At 45.5% G+C, this 15,470-nt stretch carries 12 protein-coding genes and 2 tRNA genes; 13 read left to right on the top strand and 1 reads right to left on the bottom strand.

Features of this window, described 5'->3' with window-relative positions; all coding sequences use genetic code 11:
- Nucleotides 1-520 precede the first annotated feature (520 nt).
- The 4 genes from carA (at nucleotide 521) to ABUE30_RS04775 (ending at nucleotide 7,000) form a co-directional block, all read left to right on the top strand.
- Nucleotides 521-1,648: a glutamine-hydrolyzing carbamoyl-phosphate synthase small subunit gene (gene carA, locus ABUE30_RS04790; RefSeq protein ID WP_408623182.1), complete on the top strand. Its 1,128-nt coding sequence runs from the start codon at nucleotides 521-523 to the stop codon at nucleotides 1,646-1,648.
- An 18-nt stretch (nucleotides 1,649-1,666) separates the two neighbouring features.
- Entirely contained in the window at nucleotides 1,667-4,888 is a 3,222-nt protein-coding gene (gene carB / locus ABUE30_RS04785; protein WP_408622569.1) for a carbamoyl-phosphate synthase large subunit, read from the top strand.
- Nucleotides 4,889-5,020: 132 nt separating this feature from the next.
- Nucleotides 5,021-5,500 (top strand): transcription elongation factor GreA, encoded by a 480-nt coding sequence (gene greA, locus ABUE30_RS04780; RefSeq protein WP_408622568.1) that lies wholly within the window; start codon nucleotides 5,021-5,023, stop codon nucleotides 5,498-5,500.
- Between the two features lie 582 nt (nucleotides 5,501-6,082).
- A complete protein-coding gene (locus ABUE30_RS04775) occupies nucleotides 6,083-7,000 on the top strand; it encodes a formate/nitrite transporter family protein (protein ID WP_408622567.1) in 918 nt (305 codons plus the stop codon).
- A 49-nt stretch (nucleotides 7,001-7,049) separates the two neighbouring features.
- On the opposite strand, the gene yhbY is transcribed toward ABUE30_RS04775, so the two are convergent.
- Complete coding sequence (yhbY, locus tag ABUE30_RS04770) at nucleotides 7,050-7,346, bottom strand: ribosome assembly RNA-binding protein YhbY (RefSeq protein WP_408622566.1); 297 nt, start codon at nucleotides 7,344-7,346, stop codon at nucleotides 7,050-7,052.
- 177 nt (nucleotides 7,347-7,523) lie between these two features.
- Between yhbY and rlmE the strand changes: the two genes are divergently transcribed.
- From rlmE to nusA, 9 genes are all read left to right on the top strand, one after another.
- Nucleotides 7,524-8,153 (top strand): 23S rRNA (uridine(2552)-2'-O)-methyltransferase RlmE, encoded by a 630-nt coding sequence (rlmE, locus tag ABUE30_RS04765; protein ID WP_408622565.1) that lies wholly within the window; start codon nucleotides 7,524-7,526, stop codon nucleotides 8,151-8,153.
- Between the two features lie 235 nt (nucleotides 8,154-8,388).
- The gene (gene ftsH, locus ABUE30_RS04760) at nucleotides 8,389-10,332 is read left to right on the top strand and encodes an ATP-dependent zinc metalloprotease FtsH (protein ID WP_408622564.1); all 1,944 of its coding nucleotides are present in this window, start codon (nucleotides 8,389-8,391) and stop codon (nucleotides 10,330-10,332) included.
- A gap of 65 nt (nucleotides 10,333-10,397) precedes the next feature.
- A complete protein-coding gene (gene folP, locus ABUE30_RS04755; protein WP_408622563.1) occupies nucleotides 10,398-11,222 on the top strand; it encodes a dihydropteroate synthase in 825 nt (274 codons plus the stop codon).
- Nucleotides 11,223-11,226: 4 nt separating this feature from the next.
- On the top strand, nucleotides 11,227-12,564 hold the full coding sequence (gene glmM, locus ABUE30_RS04750) for a phosphoglucosamine mutase (protein ID WP_408622562.1): 1,338 nt from the start codon (nucleotides 11,227-11,229) through the stop codon (nucleotides 12,562-12,564).
- A 168-nt stretch (nucleotides 12,565-12,732) separates the two neighbouring features.
- The gene (gene secG / locus ABUE30_RS04745; protein ID WP_408622561.1) at nucleotides 12,733-13,107 is read left to right on the top strand and encodes a preprotein translocase subunit SecG; all 375 of its coding nucleotides are present in this window, start codon (nucleotides 12,733-12,735) and stop codon (nucleotides 13,105-13,107) included.
- 7 nt (nucleotides 13,108-13,114) lie between these two features.
- Nucleotides 13,115-13,201 (top strand) — tRNA-Leu (locus tag ABUE30_RS04740).
- A 58-nt stretch (nucleotides 13,202-13,259) separates the two neighbouring features.
- A tRNA-Met gene (locus ABUE30_RS04735) sits at nucleotides 13,260-13,336 on the top strand.
- 144 nt (nucleotides 13,337-13,480) lie between these two features.
- Nucleotides 13,481-13,939 carry a ribosome maturation factor RimP gene (rimP, locus tag ABUE30_RS04730; RefSeq protein ID WP_408622560.1) on the top strand — a complete coding sequence of 153 codons (459 nt, stop codon included), beginning with the start codon at nucleotides 13,481-13,483 and terminating at the stop codon, nucleotides 13,937-13,939.
- A gap of 12 nt (nucleotides 13,940-13,951) precedes the next feature.
- The gene (gene nusA, locus ABUE30_RS04725; RefSeq protein WP_408622559.1) at nucleotides 13,952-15,448 is read left to right on the top strand and encodes a transcription termination factor NusA; all 1,497 of its coding nucleotides are present in this window, start codon (nucleotides 13,952-13,954) and stop codon (nucleotides 15,446-15,448) included.
- Nucleotides 15,449-15,470 lie beyond the last annotated feature (22 nt).

The following is a 15,470-nucleotide window of genomic DNA, read 5'->3' as shown; positions in this document are numbered from 1 at the left end:
TCTTTGATGGTGTAAATGACGACGTTGCAATGACCCGCGGATCTTTTGTCGATCGTACGTTTATCTTTTTTATCAATATAATTTCGGGCGTGGGGAATTTAGCATATTGATAGAGATGAAAATATGATTTTACTCTATGATTGCACTACTTTTTCGAAGTCGTACTTGCTTTTTTAGATAGATTTTGTCGTGTTGATGCTTTTTATGCGGTTGTTTGCTCTGTTTAAATGGATATCAGAGCCCTAGAATGCTTCTTAATGAATTGATTATTTATATTAATATATTGAATTTAAATTCAAGTGTGTTGTGGTACACTGACTTGCAGAATTCGTATTATTAGGGCGATGGATGAATAGCTAATAAGGTAGGAATAAGCTATGGATTTTTGAGTATTATTCATGTATAGTCCGCGCAATTTGCCAAATTTTCACAGATTTTTATAGAATTTCATAGCTTGAGCATTACGCTCATGTATACGTGTCGACGCTCTATTTAGGAGGTTGCCTTGAGCAAGTCAGCAATGCTGGTTTTAGAAGACGGAACTGTATTTCACGGAACCGCTATTGGTGCTGGTGGTTATGCCATTGGGGAAGTCGTTTTTAATACATCGATGACCGGATATCAGGAAATACTTACAGACCCTTCATATTCCCGCCAAATTGTTACTCTTACTTACCCACATATAGGAAATTACGGAACAACCCCTGAAGACGAAGAATCATCCCAAATTGCCGCTAGTGGCCTCGTTATCCGTGATCTCCCCCTGTTAGCTAGTAACTTCCGCTCAACCCAATCTTTAAGCGATTATTTAAAAGAAAAACAAGTCGTTGCCATTGCTGATATTGATACCCGCAAACTCACTCGTATCCTTCGGGAAAAAGGGGCGCAGCGTGGCTGCATTATTGCAGATGATCATATTTCCAGTGAACAAGGGTTAGCGAAAGCGCTCGAGTTTGGTGGGCTTAAAGGGTTAGATTTAGCCAAAGAAGTCACGACTGCACAATCTTACACTTGGCAAGAAGGCAGTTGGCATTTAGGGCAGGGGTTTGCTCAGCCAGATAGCTATCAATACCATGTTGTGGCCTACGATTTTGGGGTAAAACGCAACATTTTACGCTTACTGGTTGATCGCGGCTGTAAATTGACGGTCGTTCCAGCGCAAACTAGCGCTGAAGAAGTGCTCAAACTTAATCCTGATGGGATCTTTCTGTCTAACGGTCCGGGTGACCCTGAGCCATGTGATTATGCCATTGCTGCGATTAAAGTCTTTTTAGAAAAATCTATACCGGTATTTGGCATCTGTCTCGGTCATCAATTGCTCGCGCTAGCTAGTGGCGCAAAGACGATGAAAATGAAATTTGGTCATCATGGGGGCAACCACCCAGTGAAAGATCTGATCGCTAATCGAGTGATGATTACTGCGCAAAACCATGGGTTTGCCGTCGATGAAGCAACCTTGCCGAAAAATCTTAAAATTACTCATGTTTCGCTCTTTGATGGGACATTACAAGGGATACACCGGACCGATAAACCAGCCTTTAGTTTTCAGGGGCACCCTGAAGCAAGTCCTGGTCCACATGATGCCGCGCCCCTATTTGACCATTTTATCGAGTTGATTGATAAGTCTCGTCTGACTCACTCAGCTTAAGCGAGGATTACACTAGACATGCCAAAACGTAATGATTTAAAAACGATTCTTATTTTAGGCGCTGGCCCGATTGTGATTGGTCAAGCCTGTGAATTTGACTACTCCGGTGCGCAAGCGTGTAAAGCACTGCGCGAGGAAGGGTTTCGAGTTGTCTTGGTGAACTCTAACCCTGCCACGATCATGACCGATCCGGATATGGCTGATGCCACTTATATCGAGCCGATTCATTGGGAAGTGGTTGAGCGTATTATAGAAAAAGAACAGCCCGATGCCGTGCTACCTACCATGGGTGGGCAAACCGCACTTAACTGTGCACTGGATTTAGAGCGCCATGGTGTCTTAGCCAAATATGGGGTTGAGATGATTGGCGCGACGGCTGATGCGATTGATAAAGCAGAAGATCGCTCTCGCTTTGATAAAGCGATGCGTGCCATTGGCCTTGAATGCCCACGCTCTGGGATGGCTCATAATATGGACGAAGCAAACCAGGTGCTTGCTGAGGTGGGCTTCCCCTGTATTATTCGTCCTTCATTTACCATGGGCGGAAGCGGCGGTGGGATCGCGTATAATAAAGATGAATTTGAAGAGATCTGTGCCGGTGGGCTGGATCTATCACCCACCAGTGAGTTACTGATTGATGAAAGCCTAATCGGCTGGAAAGAGTACGAGATGGAAGTTATTCGCGATAAAGCGGATAACTGCATTATTGTCTGTTCCATTGAAAACTTTGATCCCATGGGTGTGCATACTGGGGATTCCATCACGGTGGCTCCCGCGCAAACCTTATCGGACAAAGAATATCAATTAATGCGTAATGCCTCACTGGCAGTATTGCGCGAAATTGGCGTAGAAACGGGTGGTTCAAACGTTCAATTCGGGATTAATCCTGATGATGGTCGGATGGTGATCATTGAGATGAACCCACGGGTCTCTCGCTCATCAGCGCTCGCCTCAAAAGCGACCGGCTTCCCGATTGCTAAAATTGCGGCTAAATTAGCGGTCGGCTACACCTTAGATGAGTTACAAAACGACATTACGGGAGGGCGTACACCCGCATCGTTTGAGCCAGCCATTGACTATGTTGTTACCAAAATCCCCCGCTTTAACTTTGAAAAATTTGCCGGTTGTAATGACCGTCTAACGACGCAGATGAAATCAGTTGGAGAAGTGATGGCCATTGGTCGTAACCAACAGGAATCGCTGCACAAAGCGCTGCGTGGATTAGAAGTCGGTGCAGCTGGGTTGGACCCGAAAGTCGATTTAAGCGCCCCTGACGCGATGAGCATTATTCGCCATCAGCTGACAGACGTTGGTGCTGAGCGTATTTGGTATATCGGTGATGCGTTCCGTGCCGGGATGAGTGTCGATGAGATTTTCCAACTGACTAAAATTGATCGCTGGTTCTTAGTACAAATTGAAGATCTGATCCTTGATGAAGCTACGGCCGCTAAAGATGGTTTTACCGGACTCACTGAGTCAGCATTGCGTCGGCTTAAACGTAAAGGTTTCAGTGATGCTCGTTTGGCCGCTATAACTGGCGTGGGTGAGGGTGAAATTCGTAAATTGCGGCAGCGCTTTGAGATCTTGCCTGTTTATAAACGGGTTGATACTTGTGCGGCGGAATTTTCAACCAATACGGCCTATCTGTATTCAAGTTATGATGATGAATGCGAAGCTAATCCATCTGATCGTAAAAAAATTATGATTATTGGTGGTGGGCCTAACCGTATTGGTCAAGGGATTGAGTTCGATTATTGCTGCGTCCACGCTGCGCTGGCAATGCGCGAGGATGGTTATGAAACCATTATGGTGAATTGTAACCCAGAGACGGTTTCAACCGATTATGATACATCTGATCGGTTGTACTTTGAACCGATTACCCTTGAAGATGTACTGGAAATCGTGCGCGTTGAACAACCTGTTGGCGTGATTGTTCAATATGGTGGACAAACACCACTAAAACTAGCCCGTGACTTGGAGGCGGCTGGGGTGCCAATTATTGGTACATCACCTGATGCGATTGATCGCGCAGAAGATCGTGAACGCTTCCAGCAAGCCGTAGATCGTTTAGGTTTAAAACAACCTGAAAATGCAACGGTCACTGCGTTAACGGATGCTGTTTCTAAAGCGCAAGTCATTGGCTATCCGCTGGTGGTCCGTCCTTCCTACGTGTTAGGTGGTCGGGCTATGGAAATCGTGTATGACGAGCCTGATTTACGTCGTTACTTTAATGAAGCGGTTAGTGTCTCCAATGAGTCGCCTGTGTTGTTGGATCATTTCCTTGATGATGCTATCGAAGTTGATGTTGATGCGGTGTGTGATGGTGAACTCGTGGTGATTGGCGGGATTATGGAACACATCGAACAAGCGGGTGTCCACTCGGGTGATTCGGCCTGTTCATTACCGCCTTATACACTGAGTCATTCGATTCAAGATCAAATGCGCGAGCAGGTTAGAGCTTTGGCATTAGAACTCGGTGTAGTGGGGTTGATGAATGTTCAGTTTGCCGTGAAAGGGTTGGATATCTATCTGATTGAAGTGAATCCACGGGCTGCGCGAACCGTCCCATTTGTTTCCAAAGCAACGGGCGTGCCGCTTGCCAAAATTGCTGCTCGGGTAATGGTGGGACAGAGTCTGAGTGCGCAAGGCTTTACGCAAGAGGTGATCCCACCTTATTTCTCCGTGAAAGAAGTGGTACTCCCATTTAATAAATTCCCTGGTGTTGATCCAATTTTAGGTCCAGAAATGCGTTCAACCGGTGAAGCTATGGGGATTGGTGAAAGTTTTGCTGAAGCTTATGCAAAAGCTGAGCTTGGTATTGGCAATGATAACCAAACTGTCGGACGGGTATTATTATCGGTGCGTAATTCCGATAAAAGACGTGTAGTTGAGTTAGCGCGTAAACTGCAAGCGTTGGGTTATGAGCTTGATGCAACACACGGTACCGCAGTTGCACTTGGCGAAGCGGGTATTTATCCGCGATTAGTCAACAAAGTGCATGAAGGGCGGCCGCATATCCATGATCGAATTAAAAATGGCGAATATACTTACGTGGTGAACACCACCGAAGGACGCCAAGCGATCTTGGATTCGAAACAGTTGCGCCGTGCAGCTTTGCAAGAAAAAGTGAATTATTCGACGACCCTCAATGGTGCATTTGCAACGTGCTTGGCTCATAATGCTGATAATCGTTCTAAGGTGACATCGATTCAAGAATTGCATCAACGTATTAAACCATAAAACGATGCACGTCCTCGGGGGGGCTTCACCCTCTCGCGGATTCACGGTAAACTAAATTATCAAGTTGATAAGATTTGATCTGGAAGATGGCAACATCTTCCAGATTTTTGTATTTATAAGAAAGGGCATAACATGAATCAGATCCCAATGACTGTGCAAGGTGCACAGAAATTACGTGAAGAGTTGGATTTCTTAAAATCCGTTCGTCGCCCCGAAATTATTGCGGCAATTGCTGAAGCTCGTGCACACGGCGACTTAAAAGAAAATGCTGAATATCATGCTGCGCGTGAGCAGCAAGGTTTTTGTGAAGGGCGTATTCAGGAGATCGAAAGTAAGTTATCGAATGTACAAGTGATCGATATCAGTAAGATCCCGAATAATGGTAAAGTCATTTTTGGCTCAACAGTGTCCTTATTGAATCTAGATAATGAGCAGCAAGTGACTTATCGTATTGTCGGCGATGATGAAGCGAACATTAAAGAAAATTTGATTTCAGTGAATTCGCCGATTGCTCGAGGCTTAGTTGGTAAAAATCTCGATGACGTGGTCGAAGTTAAAACACCTGGTGGTGTTGTAGAATATGAAATTACAGATGTGCAGTATATTGCTTAGTCTATAAAAACGGCCATTTGGCCGTTTTTTTTGCCCTTTTAACTTAACGCCATTTTGATGGCGTTTTTTTATATCTAGTGTTGATGGTTCAGGGCCGTCTGTATTGTGAGTCGATGGGCTGGTATGTAAATAAACGCTCGTGTTTATCTTTATTCGGCATAAACGGATGAGAATGCAGTCGATATGCCCCTAAATATTGCTCGAAGGGTCTTTGCGCAGATTTTGCCCTTACTCTTTTAGTCATCATTGCTCTACTCATTTAGGCTCACTCAGCATCGTTTCTCATTTTGCGAGTAAAACGAGCGAAAATCGGCCCAATCTCATTTCAAAATGCCAATGCAACCTCATGATCAAATTGGCGCTATTGAAACGCTGAGGTTATGCTTATTCAGAGATTCGTATATTCGCTACTGCAATTTAATATTGATATTGTGAGGGCGAAGATGCTATTGCGCTCACCGTTGAGCAATGTTGATCCATTAGCCTGTTTCTTTGCTCTGGCGGGGCGTCGGCAATGTTTCATGATGCGCGCGATAGTGGTATAGATATTTGGCACGGACTGGTTAACCTAAGGAGATGTGTTTGAATCATACCTCAAAGCAAAATGACCCGATCCTTCAGCCAACGTCTGGCGATGATGCAGGGCGTACCCATACGGGGCGTGAACGCGAACGACTGGTTGAAGACCGTGATTATGTCCCAGTGATTATTAAACGCACTGACCAATCTCGTCGTCATCCCGATGACATTCTTGAAAGTGCCATTAATGAAGGGCTCGAGCAGCTGGGTCGGCAATCTTTATCGTTGTTTTTGTCAGCGATGGCTGCAGGTTTAATTCTCGGTTTTACCGCGATGTCGGTCGCTATTGTGCAAGACCAAGTTGACAGTTTGCATTGGTCCATATCAGCGCGTTTGATTACTGCATTTGTTTACCCGCTTGGGTTTGTGATGTGCATTATGAGTGGTACGCAGCTATTTACCGAACATACCGCGACAGCGGTCTATCCTGTTTTAGATCAGCGTAGCTCCATTGCTCGTCTCATTAGACTCTGGGCAATTGTTTTACTGGGAAACCTCGCTGGGGCACTGTTAATTGCATGTCTTTTAGATGCAGCTGAGCCGGTTATCCATGCTCGAGATGGTTATTTAGCAATCGGCCACCATTTGGTCGCTTATCAAAGCCGTGCGTTATTAGTCAGTGCTATTTTGGCTGGATGGCTCATGGCACTAGGGGCATGGTTAATTATGTCTACCGCACCGATGCTTAGCCAAATCGTGGTGATCTACATCGTTACATTTGTTATTGGTATTGGTGGATTGCATCATTCGATTGCTGGTTCTGTGGAAATTTTTACCGCATATTTAATTGGGCATTCGCTACATCTGAGTGAAGTTGCGCGCTTTATTGGAGTCGCCGTGGTCGGAAATCTGATCGGCGGCAGCGTTTTTGTCGCATTACTCAATTATGCCCATATCCGTAAGACGCAATCGCTCGAGTAAACGTTGTCCAGAAGCGGCAGTCAATGGACTGCCGCCACCTTGCGGCACATTAGTTGCGAGGCAGCTCGATTTTAGGCTCTTCGCTTGGACGATAATAAACTGCGATATTTCCTATTTTTTGCACAAGGATCGCTTGGCAATTCACTGCAATGGTTTCGATAATCTGGGTTTTAAGATCACGATCCTCACTTGGAACTTTGACTTTGATCAGCTCGTGATGACCGAGTGCACTGTCGATTTCGGCGATCACACCTTCCGTTAAGCCGTTGCTGCCTAGTAATACGACGGGCTTGAGTGTATGGGCTAGACCTTTTAAATACTGTTTTTGCTTATTAGTTAATGGCATCTTTTCACTTGTAAGGGTTGAAAAATTGCATTTTACCGCCATCTATACAGACATCCAACTGGAAAAGTCGATACAAAGCTTGAGCTACACTATCAGTAGACGTTATTCTACACCGATATTTGTTTGAGATGGCGCTCGTTTGGTCTTCTCGCTGGAAGTTTTTGGTACTGTTAAAATATGGCAAAGAAAAAACATTCTGCAAGTTCTTCACGCTGGCTCAGTGAACATCATGATGATCATTATGTGCAACAAGCGAAAAAACAAGGGCTGCGTTCGCGGGCAGTGTTTAAGATAGAAGAGATCCAACAGCGGGATAAGTTAATTAGCTCTGGTATGACCGTTGTTGATTTAGGTGCAGCTCCAGGCGGCTGGTCTCAATATGCCGCAGGGCAGTTGGATGGGACCGGCCGAGTGATAGCCTGCGATTTATTGCCGATGGACCCCATTGCCGGTGTTGACTTTTTGCAAGGTGATTTTCGCGATGAGCAAGTGCTCAACGCGATCTTAGCTCGAGTGGGCGAGCAAAAAGTTGATCTGATCATGTCAGATATGGCGCCTAATATGAGTGGTAATTTAGGTGTGGATCAAGCGCGCTCAATGTATTTAGTCGAATTAGCCTTGGATATGTGTCGTGATGTATTGGCACTTAAAGGTAGCTTTGTGGTGAAAGTATTCCAAGGCGAGGGATTTGAAGCGTATCTGAGTGATGTTCGAGCACTATTTAGCAGTGTTAAGACACGTAAACCGGATTCATCTCGGGCCCGTTCAAGGGAAGTTTATATTGTTGCCAATGGGTTTAAATTATAGCCTGCATGATCCATGCGTGGCGATGAGTTTGGCTTACCAGACTCACCGATTTAAACATGATATCATTGTCATTTACCGTGCCATAATGGTGAAAGTGGCCATCAGGCGATTAAATAGTGATGGAAACGTCTTTTCATAAAGCCGATAGTATGGCTAGCGGATTCAAACTATAGTAGGCTACATTGTTATTAACAGATGTAGTTTTATTCATTACCTACCTACAGAGGTCTTAGTCTTGAGTGACATGGCGAAAAATCTGATTTTGTGGCTGGTCATAGCCGTTGTGCTGATGTCAGTTTTCCAAAGTTTCAGCCCGGATACCTCCAGCGCGCAACAAGAGGACTACTCGACGTTCGTCAAAAATGTATCCCAAGATCAAATCCGGCAAGTTCGGATTAACGGTCAAAAGATTCAAGGGGTGAAACGAACTGGTGAGCAATTTACAACGATTATGCCGATGCCGGATCGGGATATCCTAAACGATCTCCTGAATCATAACGTAAAAGTGATTGGTCAAGCGCCTAAAGAGCCTAGCGTACTGACATCTATTTTCATTTCTTGGTTCCCAATGATTTTGTTGATTGGGGTCTGGATTTTCTTCATGCGTCAAATGCAAGGCGGCGGTGGCAAAGGTGCGATGTCGTTTGGTAAGAGCAAAGCGCGATTGATGGGTGAAGACCAGATTAAAACTACTTTTGCTGATGTTGCAGGTTGTGATGAAGCAAAAGAAGAAGTTGCTGAATTAGTCGATTATTTGCGCGATCCAACTCGCTTTCAAAAATTAGGCGGGCGAATTCCAACGGGGGTCTTACTGGTGGGGCCTCCTGGTACCGGTAAAACATTATTGGCCAAAGCGATTGCAGGTGAGGCTAAAGTACCGTTCTTTAGCATCTCTGGTTCTGACTTTGTCGAAATGTTTGTTGGGGTAGGGGCATCGCGTGTTCGTGATATGTTTGAACAGGCGAAAAAATCAGCGCCGTGTATCATCTTTATTGATGAAATCGATGCCGTTGGTCGCCAACGTGGTGCCGGTTTAGGGGGGGGTCATGATGAGCGTGAACAAACTCTGAACCAGATGCTCGTTGAGATGGATGGTTTTGAGGGGAATGAAGGGATCATCGTGATTGCGGCAACCAACCGACCTGACGTATTAGACCCTGCATTGTTACGTCCCGGCCGTTTTGACCGTCAAGTAACTGTTGGTCTGCCAGATGTACGAGGCCGTGAGCAGATCCTTAAAGTGCATATGCGTAAAGTACCGTTAGGTGATGGTGTTGATGCTAGTGTGATTGCTCGCGGAACACCGGGCTTCTCTGGTGCTGATTTAGCGAACTTAGTCAATGAAGCCGCTCTGTTTGCTGCTCGCGGGAATAAACGCGCGGTTGCAATGGATGAGTTTGAAAAGGCGAAAGACAAAATCATGATGGGTGCTGAGCGCAGATCCATGGTGATGACTGAAGAGTCTAAAGAGATGACCGCCTACCATGAAGCTGGACATGCGATTATTGGTCGTTTAGTGCCAGACCATGATCCTGTTTATAAGGTGAGTATTATTCCTCGTGGTCGTGCTTTGGGTGTGACGATGTATTTGCCAGAGCGAGATCGCGTCAGTCATAGTAAGCGTCATTTAGAGAGCATGATCTCCAGTTTGTATGGTGGCCGGTTAGCCGAAGAGATTATTTATGGGGTTGAGAGCGTATCAACGGGGGCAAGCAATGATATTGAACGCGCCACTGAGATTGCTCGTAAGATGGTCACCCAATGGGGTCTTTCAGAAAAAATGGGGCCATTGTTATATGCTGAAGAAGAAGGTGAAGTCTTCTTAGGGCGCAGCGCCGCAAAATCGAAACATATGTCAGATGAGACGGCTCGTGCAATTGATGAAGAGATCCGTCTGGTTATTGATCGTAATTACAATCGTTCGAAAAAATTGCTCGAAAGTAATATTGATATATTGCATGCAATGAAAGATGCACTGATGAAATATGAAACGATCGATGCACATCAGTTAGATGATTTGATGGAGCATAAAACACCTCGTCCACCCGCTGATTGGGAAGATAAAAGTGGTAACGATCAGCCGCCGCCAAGTGCCAAACCTGATGTTCAGTCAGATGACAGTGAACCAGCCAAGCCTTCAGTAGGCGATAACAAACCAGATGAAAATCTAGTTCAATAGTTTTATATTGAACAGCTATGAAAGCCCTGTCTTATACAGGGCTTTTTTGTTGGAGAAATTAATCAATGAATTTAACGATTGCTAATCAGACATTTGAGCGACCAGTGGTGATGGGGATCTTGAACTGTACACCCGATTCGTTTTCTGACGGTGGCCAGTATTTAGCACAAGACCGCGCCGTGGCCCACGCGCGGCAAATGTTGCTTGATGGCGCTGATATTATCGATATTGGTGGGGAGTCTACTCGCCCGGGTGCCGCAGAAGTGTCGATTGATCAAGAACTGCAACGCACAATTGGTGCAATCAACGCGATCAAACAAGAGCTAGGCTGCTTGGTATCAATTGATTCGCGTCACAGTGAAGTGATGCGCCAAGCTTGTTTGGCGGGCGCAGATCTGATTAATGATATTAATGCGCTGCTTGAGCCCGGTGCTGTTGATGTGGCTATTCAAGCGAATGTGTCCGTTTGTCTGATGCATATGCAGGGTCGCCCAGAAACAATGCAAAATTCGCCAAAATATCATGATATTGTTACAGAGGTGGTAGACTACTTAGAAAAGCGCTGCAATGCGGTGATCGCAAATGGTATGAACCCAGAACATATCATTCTGGATCCGGGTTTTGGCTTTGGTAAAACAGTTGAGCATAATTTTGCAATGTTGCGCCATCTTGAAAATTTTCATCAGCTAGGTTACCCGCTGTTGGTGGGCGTTTCACGTAAAAGTATGTTTGGGCAGTTGCTCGATCGCCGAGTCGATGAACGACTCGCTGCAAGTCTGGCTGGCGCCTGTATTGCGGCGAGCAAAGGTGCTGCTATTTTGCGCGTTCATGATGTTCGAGAAACAGCAGATGTATTAAAAGTAGCTTATCAATGTATGGATTTGAATTAAGACAATGAGCAGAAAATATTTTGGAACTGATGGCGTTCGAGGCAAAGTAGGTGAATTTCCAATCACGCCAGATTTTGCCCTTAAGCTTGGCTGGGCTGCAGGACAGGTATTAAGTCAACAAGGGCGACGTAGAGTATTGATTGGTAAAGATACGCGTATCTCCGGCTACATGTTAGAGTCAGCCATCGAGGCTGGGCTTGCCGCTGCTGGGGTAAATGCTAGTTTTATGGGCCCGATGCCAACGCCTGCGGTCGCATATCTCACGCGTACTTTTAATGCTGACGCAGGTATTGTGATTAGTGCTTCACATAATCCTTATTATGATAATGGGATTAAGTTTTTTTCTGCACAAGGGACTAAATTACCCGATGATGTTGAACATGCCATTGAAGCACAGCTAGCCAAACCAGTGAGCTGTGTCGAATCAGCTGAATTGGGTAAAGCATCACGTATTGTCGATGCAGCCGGTCGTTATATTGAGTTTTGTAAAAGCACTTTTTCGAATGTGATGAATCTTAAAGGGCTTAAAATTGTGGTCGACTGTGCCAATGGCGCTACTTACCACATTGCCCCTTCCGTATTTACAGAATTAGGTGCACAAGTGATTCCCTATGCCGTGCAACCCGATGGCTTGAATATTAATGCGAACTGTGGAGCCACCGATACGCGGGCATTAAGTGAGCAGGTTCTTGTTCATCAAGCTGATTTAGGGATTGCTTTTGATGGTGATGGGGATCGCGTCATGATGGTAGATCATCAGGGTATACAGGTCGATGGCGATGAATTGATCTATATTATTGCCGAATATTACCAGCGCTTAGGGTTACTTCAAGGCGGGGTAGTTGGCACCCAAATGACCAATTTGGCGATGGAGCAAGCGCTTGGTCAATTAGACATTCCATTTGTTCGCGCCAAAGTAGGGGACCGTTATGTGATGGAGCGTCTAGGGGAATACAACTGGATGCTCGGCGGTGAGAACTCAGGTCACATTATCTGCTTAAATCATACAACAACGGGTGATGGAATTGTGGCCGCATTGCAAGTATTAGCCGCGATGCGCCATGACAACCACACATTGCGTGAGCAGTTAGGAACGCTGCGTCTTTATCCACAGCTGCTAGTGAATGTGCGCTTTAAAGGCGAGCAAAATCCGCTCGAGAGTATTGATGTTTTAGCCGCCGTATCGAAAGCTGAGCGTGAACTGGGCGAAACGGGGCGGGTACTTTTGCGTAAATCAGGTACAGAACCACTGCTGCGGGTGATGGTTGAAGGGCAAGATCAACGCCAAGTTATTCGATTAGCCGAGGCTATTGCTGGGGTTGTTGCGCATAATTGTGGCTAAGTTGCACATAATTTCATCGAACGAACGTGTGATTGAGATTTTTCTGCAACATTTACTTGTCAAGGTGCGTTGGGTTCGTTAATATTCAGCCCGCTTCGGTAATCAGCAATATGGATAGCTGGTTAGTGCCTTGCAGATGCTTGCAAGTCCAATAAAAAGGTATAAGCAATGTACAACATTTTATTAGGTGTATATCTGCTTGTCTCATTAGGCCTTATTGGTTTAGTGTTGATTCAGCAGGGTAAAGGCGCCGACATGGGAGCCTCATTCGGTTCCGGAGCATCAAATACTGTATTTGGTTCGTCAGGGTCTGGAAACTTCTTAACTCGTAGCACCGCAGTATTAGCAACATTATTTTTTGTAATTAGTCTGGCTTTAGGGCATTTGTCGACAAAAAGTACAATGGGTAGCAATGAGTGGCAGGATCTAGGTAAAACACCTGTGAGCACTCAAAAAGTTACTCAAGCTGCATCGACCAAAGCACCAGCGGCAACCTCTTCGAAAAAAGAGAAAACTTCGCCAGCTGAACAAGTACCAGAGTAATTCTCTAGCCGAGGTGGTGGAATTGGTAGACACGCTATCTTGAGGGGGTAGTGCCCAATTGGGCGTGCGGGTTCAAGTCCCGCTCTCGGCACCAAATATAGACAACTCTTTTAATATGGCTGGTAGAATGGTATAATTCGGCCAGTTTCGGACGCGGGGTGGAGCAGTCTGGTAGCTCGTCGGGCTCATAACCCGAAGGTCGTTGGTTCAAATCCGGCCCCCGCAACCAATCTCGAGGTAAGCTCGGGAGGCACAAAGAGTTCGTTGTTACTCTAAGCCCCGTATTTTTTCGGGGCTTTTTGTTATCTTCTTGACGCGCTTTTGTGTCTTATCTCTGGGCTTTTTGGCCCTTTTTTCTTTTCTGGAGGGGAATTTGGCAACGATTGAGCAACGCTTAACCGAAATGCTTGAGCCTGCTGTAGATGCGTTAGGTTATGAATTAATAGGGGTTGAGTTTGTTAACGCAGGTAAACATTCCATACTGCGCTTATATATCGACCATGAGCAGGGCATTACAGTAGACGACTGTGCAGCTGTCAGTCATCAGGTGAGCGCGATCCTTGATGTCGAGGATCCAATCAGCACCGAGTATAACCTGGAGGTTTCATCGCCAGGATTGGAAAGGCCCTTATTTAAAGCAGTGCATTATCAAGATGTGGTCGGTGATGATATCTTTGTGCAATTGCGGATGCCTGTCGAGAACCGGCGTAAATGGAAAGGGAAATTATTAGCTGTTGAGGGTGAAATAATCACTCTAGATGTAGAAAATAAGCAGCAACGAATTGCGCTAAGTAATGTCCAAAAAGCGCATGTAATCCCTCAGTTTGATTAAAGAGGCTCGGGAATGAATAAAGAAGTCTTATTGGTTGTTGATGCTGTTTCCAACGAAAAAGCAGTCCCTCGGGAAAAAATCTTTGAAGCGTTAGAAATAGCCCTTGCAACCGCCACTAAAAAGAAATACGAAGGCGACGTTGACGTTCGCGTTAAAATTGATCGTAAAAGCGGTGATTTTGAAACATTTCGCCGCTGGCAAGTCGTTGCTAATGAAGCTGCAATTGAAGCCCCGTATCGAGAAATTACACTGGATGCCGCTCGCGTCGACGAACCTGAGCTAAATATCGGTGGTTATGTCGAAGATTCGATTGAATCAGTAACATTTGATCGCATTACTACCCAAACGGCTAAACAAGTTATTGTGCAGAAAGTTCGCGAAGCTGAGCGTGCCCAGATCGTTGAACAGTTCATCGACCAAGTGGGTGAATTGCATACTGGCGTGGTTAAAAAAGTCAGTCGTGAGAACGTTGTTGTCGATTTAGGGAACAATGCTGAAGGCGTTTTACACCGTGAAGATTTACTTCCACGCGAAGCTTTTCGCCCTGGTGATCGAATCCGAGCCCTACTCTATGAAGTTAAACCAGAAGCGCGCGGTGCTCAGCTGTTTTTAAGCCGGACAAAGCCGGAGATGCTGATCGAACTATTCCGTATTGAAGTGCCAGAGATAGCCGAAGAGATGATTGAACTCAAAGGCGCTGCTCGTGATCCTGGTGCTCGTGCTAAAATTGCCGTGAAATCGAATGATAAACGGATTGATCCTGTTGGTGCTTGTGTCGGGATGCGTGGTGCTCGCGTTCAAGCTGTTTCAAGTGAACTGGCCAATGAACGGGTTGATATTGTCCTTTGGGATGATAATCCTGCGCAATATGTGATCAACTCAATGGCACCAGCTGAAGTTGCGTCCATTATTATGGATGAAGATAATCATTCAATGGATATCGCAGTTGAACCGGATAGCTTGGCTCAAGCCATTGGTCGAAATGGTCAAAACATCCGTTTAGCTGCGCAGTTGACTGGCTGGGAACTGAACGTGATGACCGTTGAAGATATGCACACCAAGCATCAAGCGGAAGCACAAAAATCAGTTGAGTTATTTCAGAATCGTTTAGACGTTGATGAAGATTTCGCAGCTGTATTGGTTGATGAAGGGTTCAGTACGCTTGAAGAAGTGGCTTATGTACCAGTCAATGAGCTTCTTGCCATCGAAGGGATGGATGAAGACATGGTCAACGCGCTGCGTGATCGCGCTAAAGCGGTATTAGTGACTGAAGCATTAGCCAAAGAAGAATCATTAGGGAATAATAAGCCAAGTGAAGATCTGCTTGCATTGGACGGAATGTCTCGTGAGTTGGCTTATGAATTAGCTTTACGTGGTGTGACAACGTTAGAACATCTTGCTGAGCAAGGGGTTGATGAGATCGCAGACATTGAAGAGCTAAGTGAAACTCAAGCAGGTGAATTGATTATGGCCGCCCGACAAATTTGTTGGTTTGGCGATGAAGAATAATAACGTCGACGGAGGAATTTCG

The organism is Celerinatantimonas yamalensis, from assembly GCF_046054155.1.
In the GTDB taxonomy this organism is placed as follows: Bacteria; Pseudomonadota; Gammaproteobacteria; order Enterobacterales; family Celerinatantimonadaceae; genus Celerinatantimonas; species Celerinatantimonas yamalensis.
The sequence above is the reverse complement of the archived record's forward strand: the minus strand, read 5'-3'. Positions and strand labels throughout refer to the sequence as shown.

What these genes read in the sequence shown, in the direction of transcription:
- carA (WP_408623182.1), top strand. Translation starts at nt 521, where the DNA reads ATGCTGGTTTTAGAAGACGGAACTGTATTTCACGGAACCGCTATTGGT.
- carB (WP_408622569.1), top strand. Translation starts at nt 1,667, where the DNA reads ATGCCAAAACGTAATGATTTAAAAACGATTCTTATTTTAGGCGCTGGC.
- greA (WP_408622568.1), top strand. Translation starts at nt 5,021, where the DNA reads ATGAATCAGATCCCAATGACTGTGCAAGGTGCACAGAAATTACGTGAA.
- yhbY (WP_408622566.1), bottom strand. Translation starts at nt 7,346, where the DNA reads ATGCCATTAACTAATAAGCAAAAACAGTATTTAAAAGGTCTAGCCCAT.
- rlmE (WP_408622565.1), top strand. Translation starts at nt 7,524, where the DNA reads ATGGCAAAGAAAAAACATTCTGCAAGTTCTTCACGCTGGCTCAGTGAA.
- folP (WP_408622563.1), top strand. Translation starts at nt 10,398, where the DNA reads ATGAATTTAACGATTGCTAATCAGACATTTGAGCGACCAGTGGTGATG.
- glmM (WP_408622562.1), top strand. Translation starts at nt 11,227, where the DNA reads ATGAGCAGAAAATATTTTGGAACTGATGGCGTTCGAGGCAAAGTAGGT.
- secG (WP_408622561.1), top strand. Translation starts at nt 12,733, where the DNA reads ATGTACAACATTTTATTAGGTGTATATCTGCTTGTCTCATTAGGCCTT.
- nusA (WP_408622559.1), top strand. Translation starts at nt 13,952, where the DNA reads ATGAATAAAGAAGTCTTATTGGTTGTTGATGCTGTTTCCAACGAAAAA.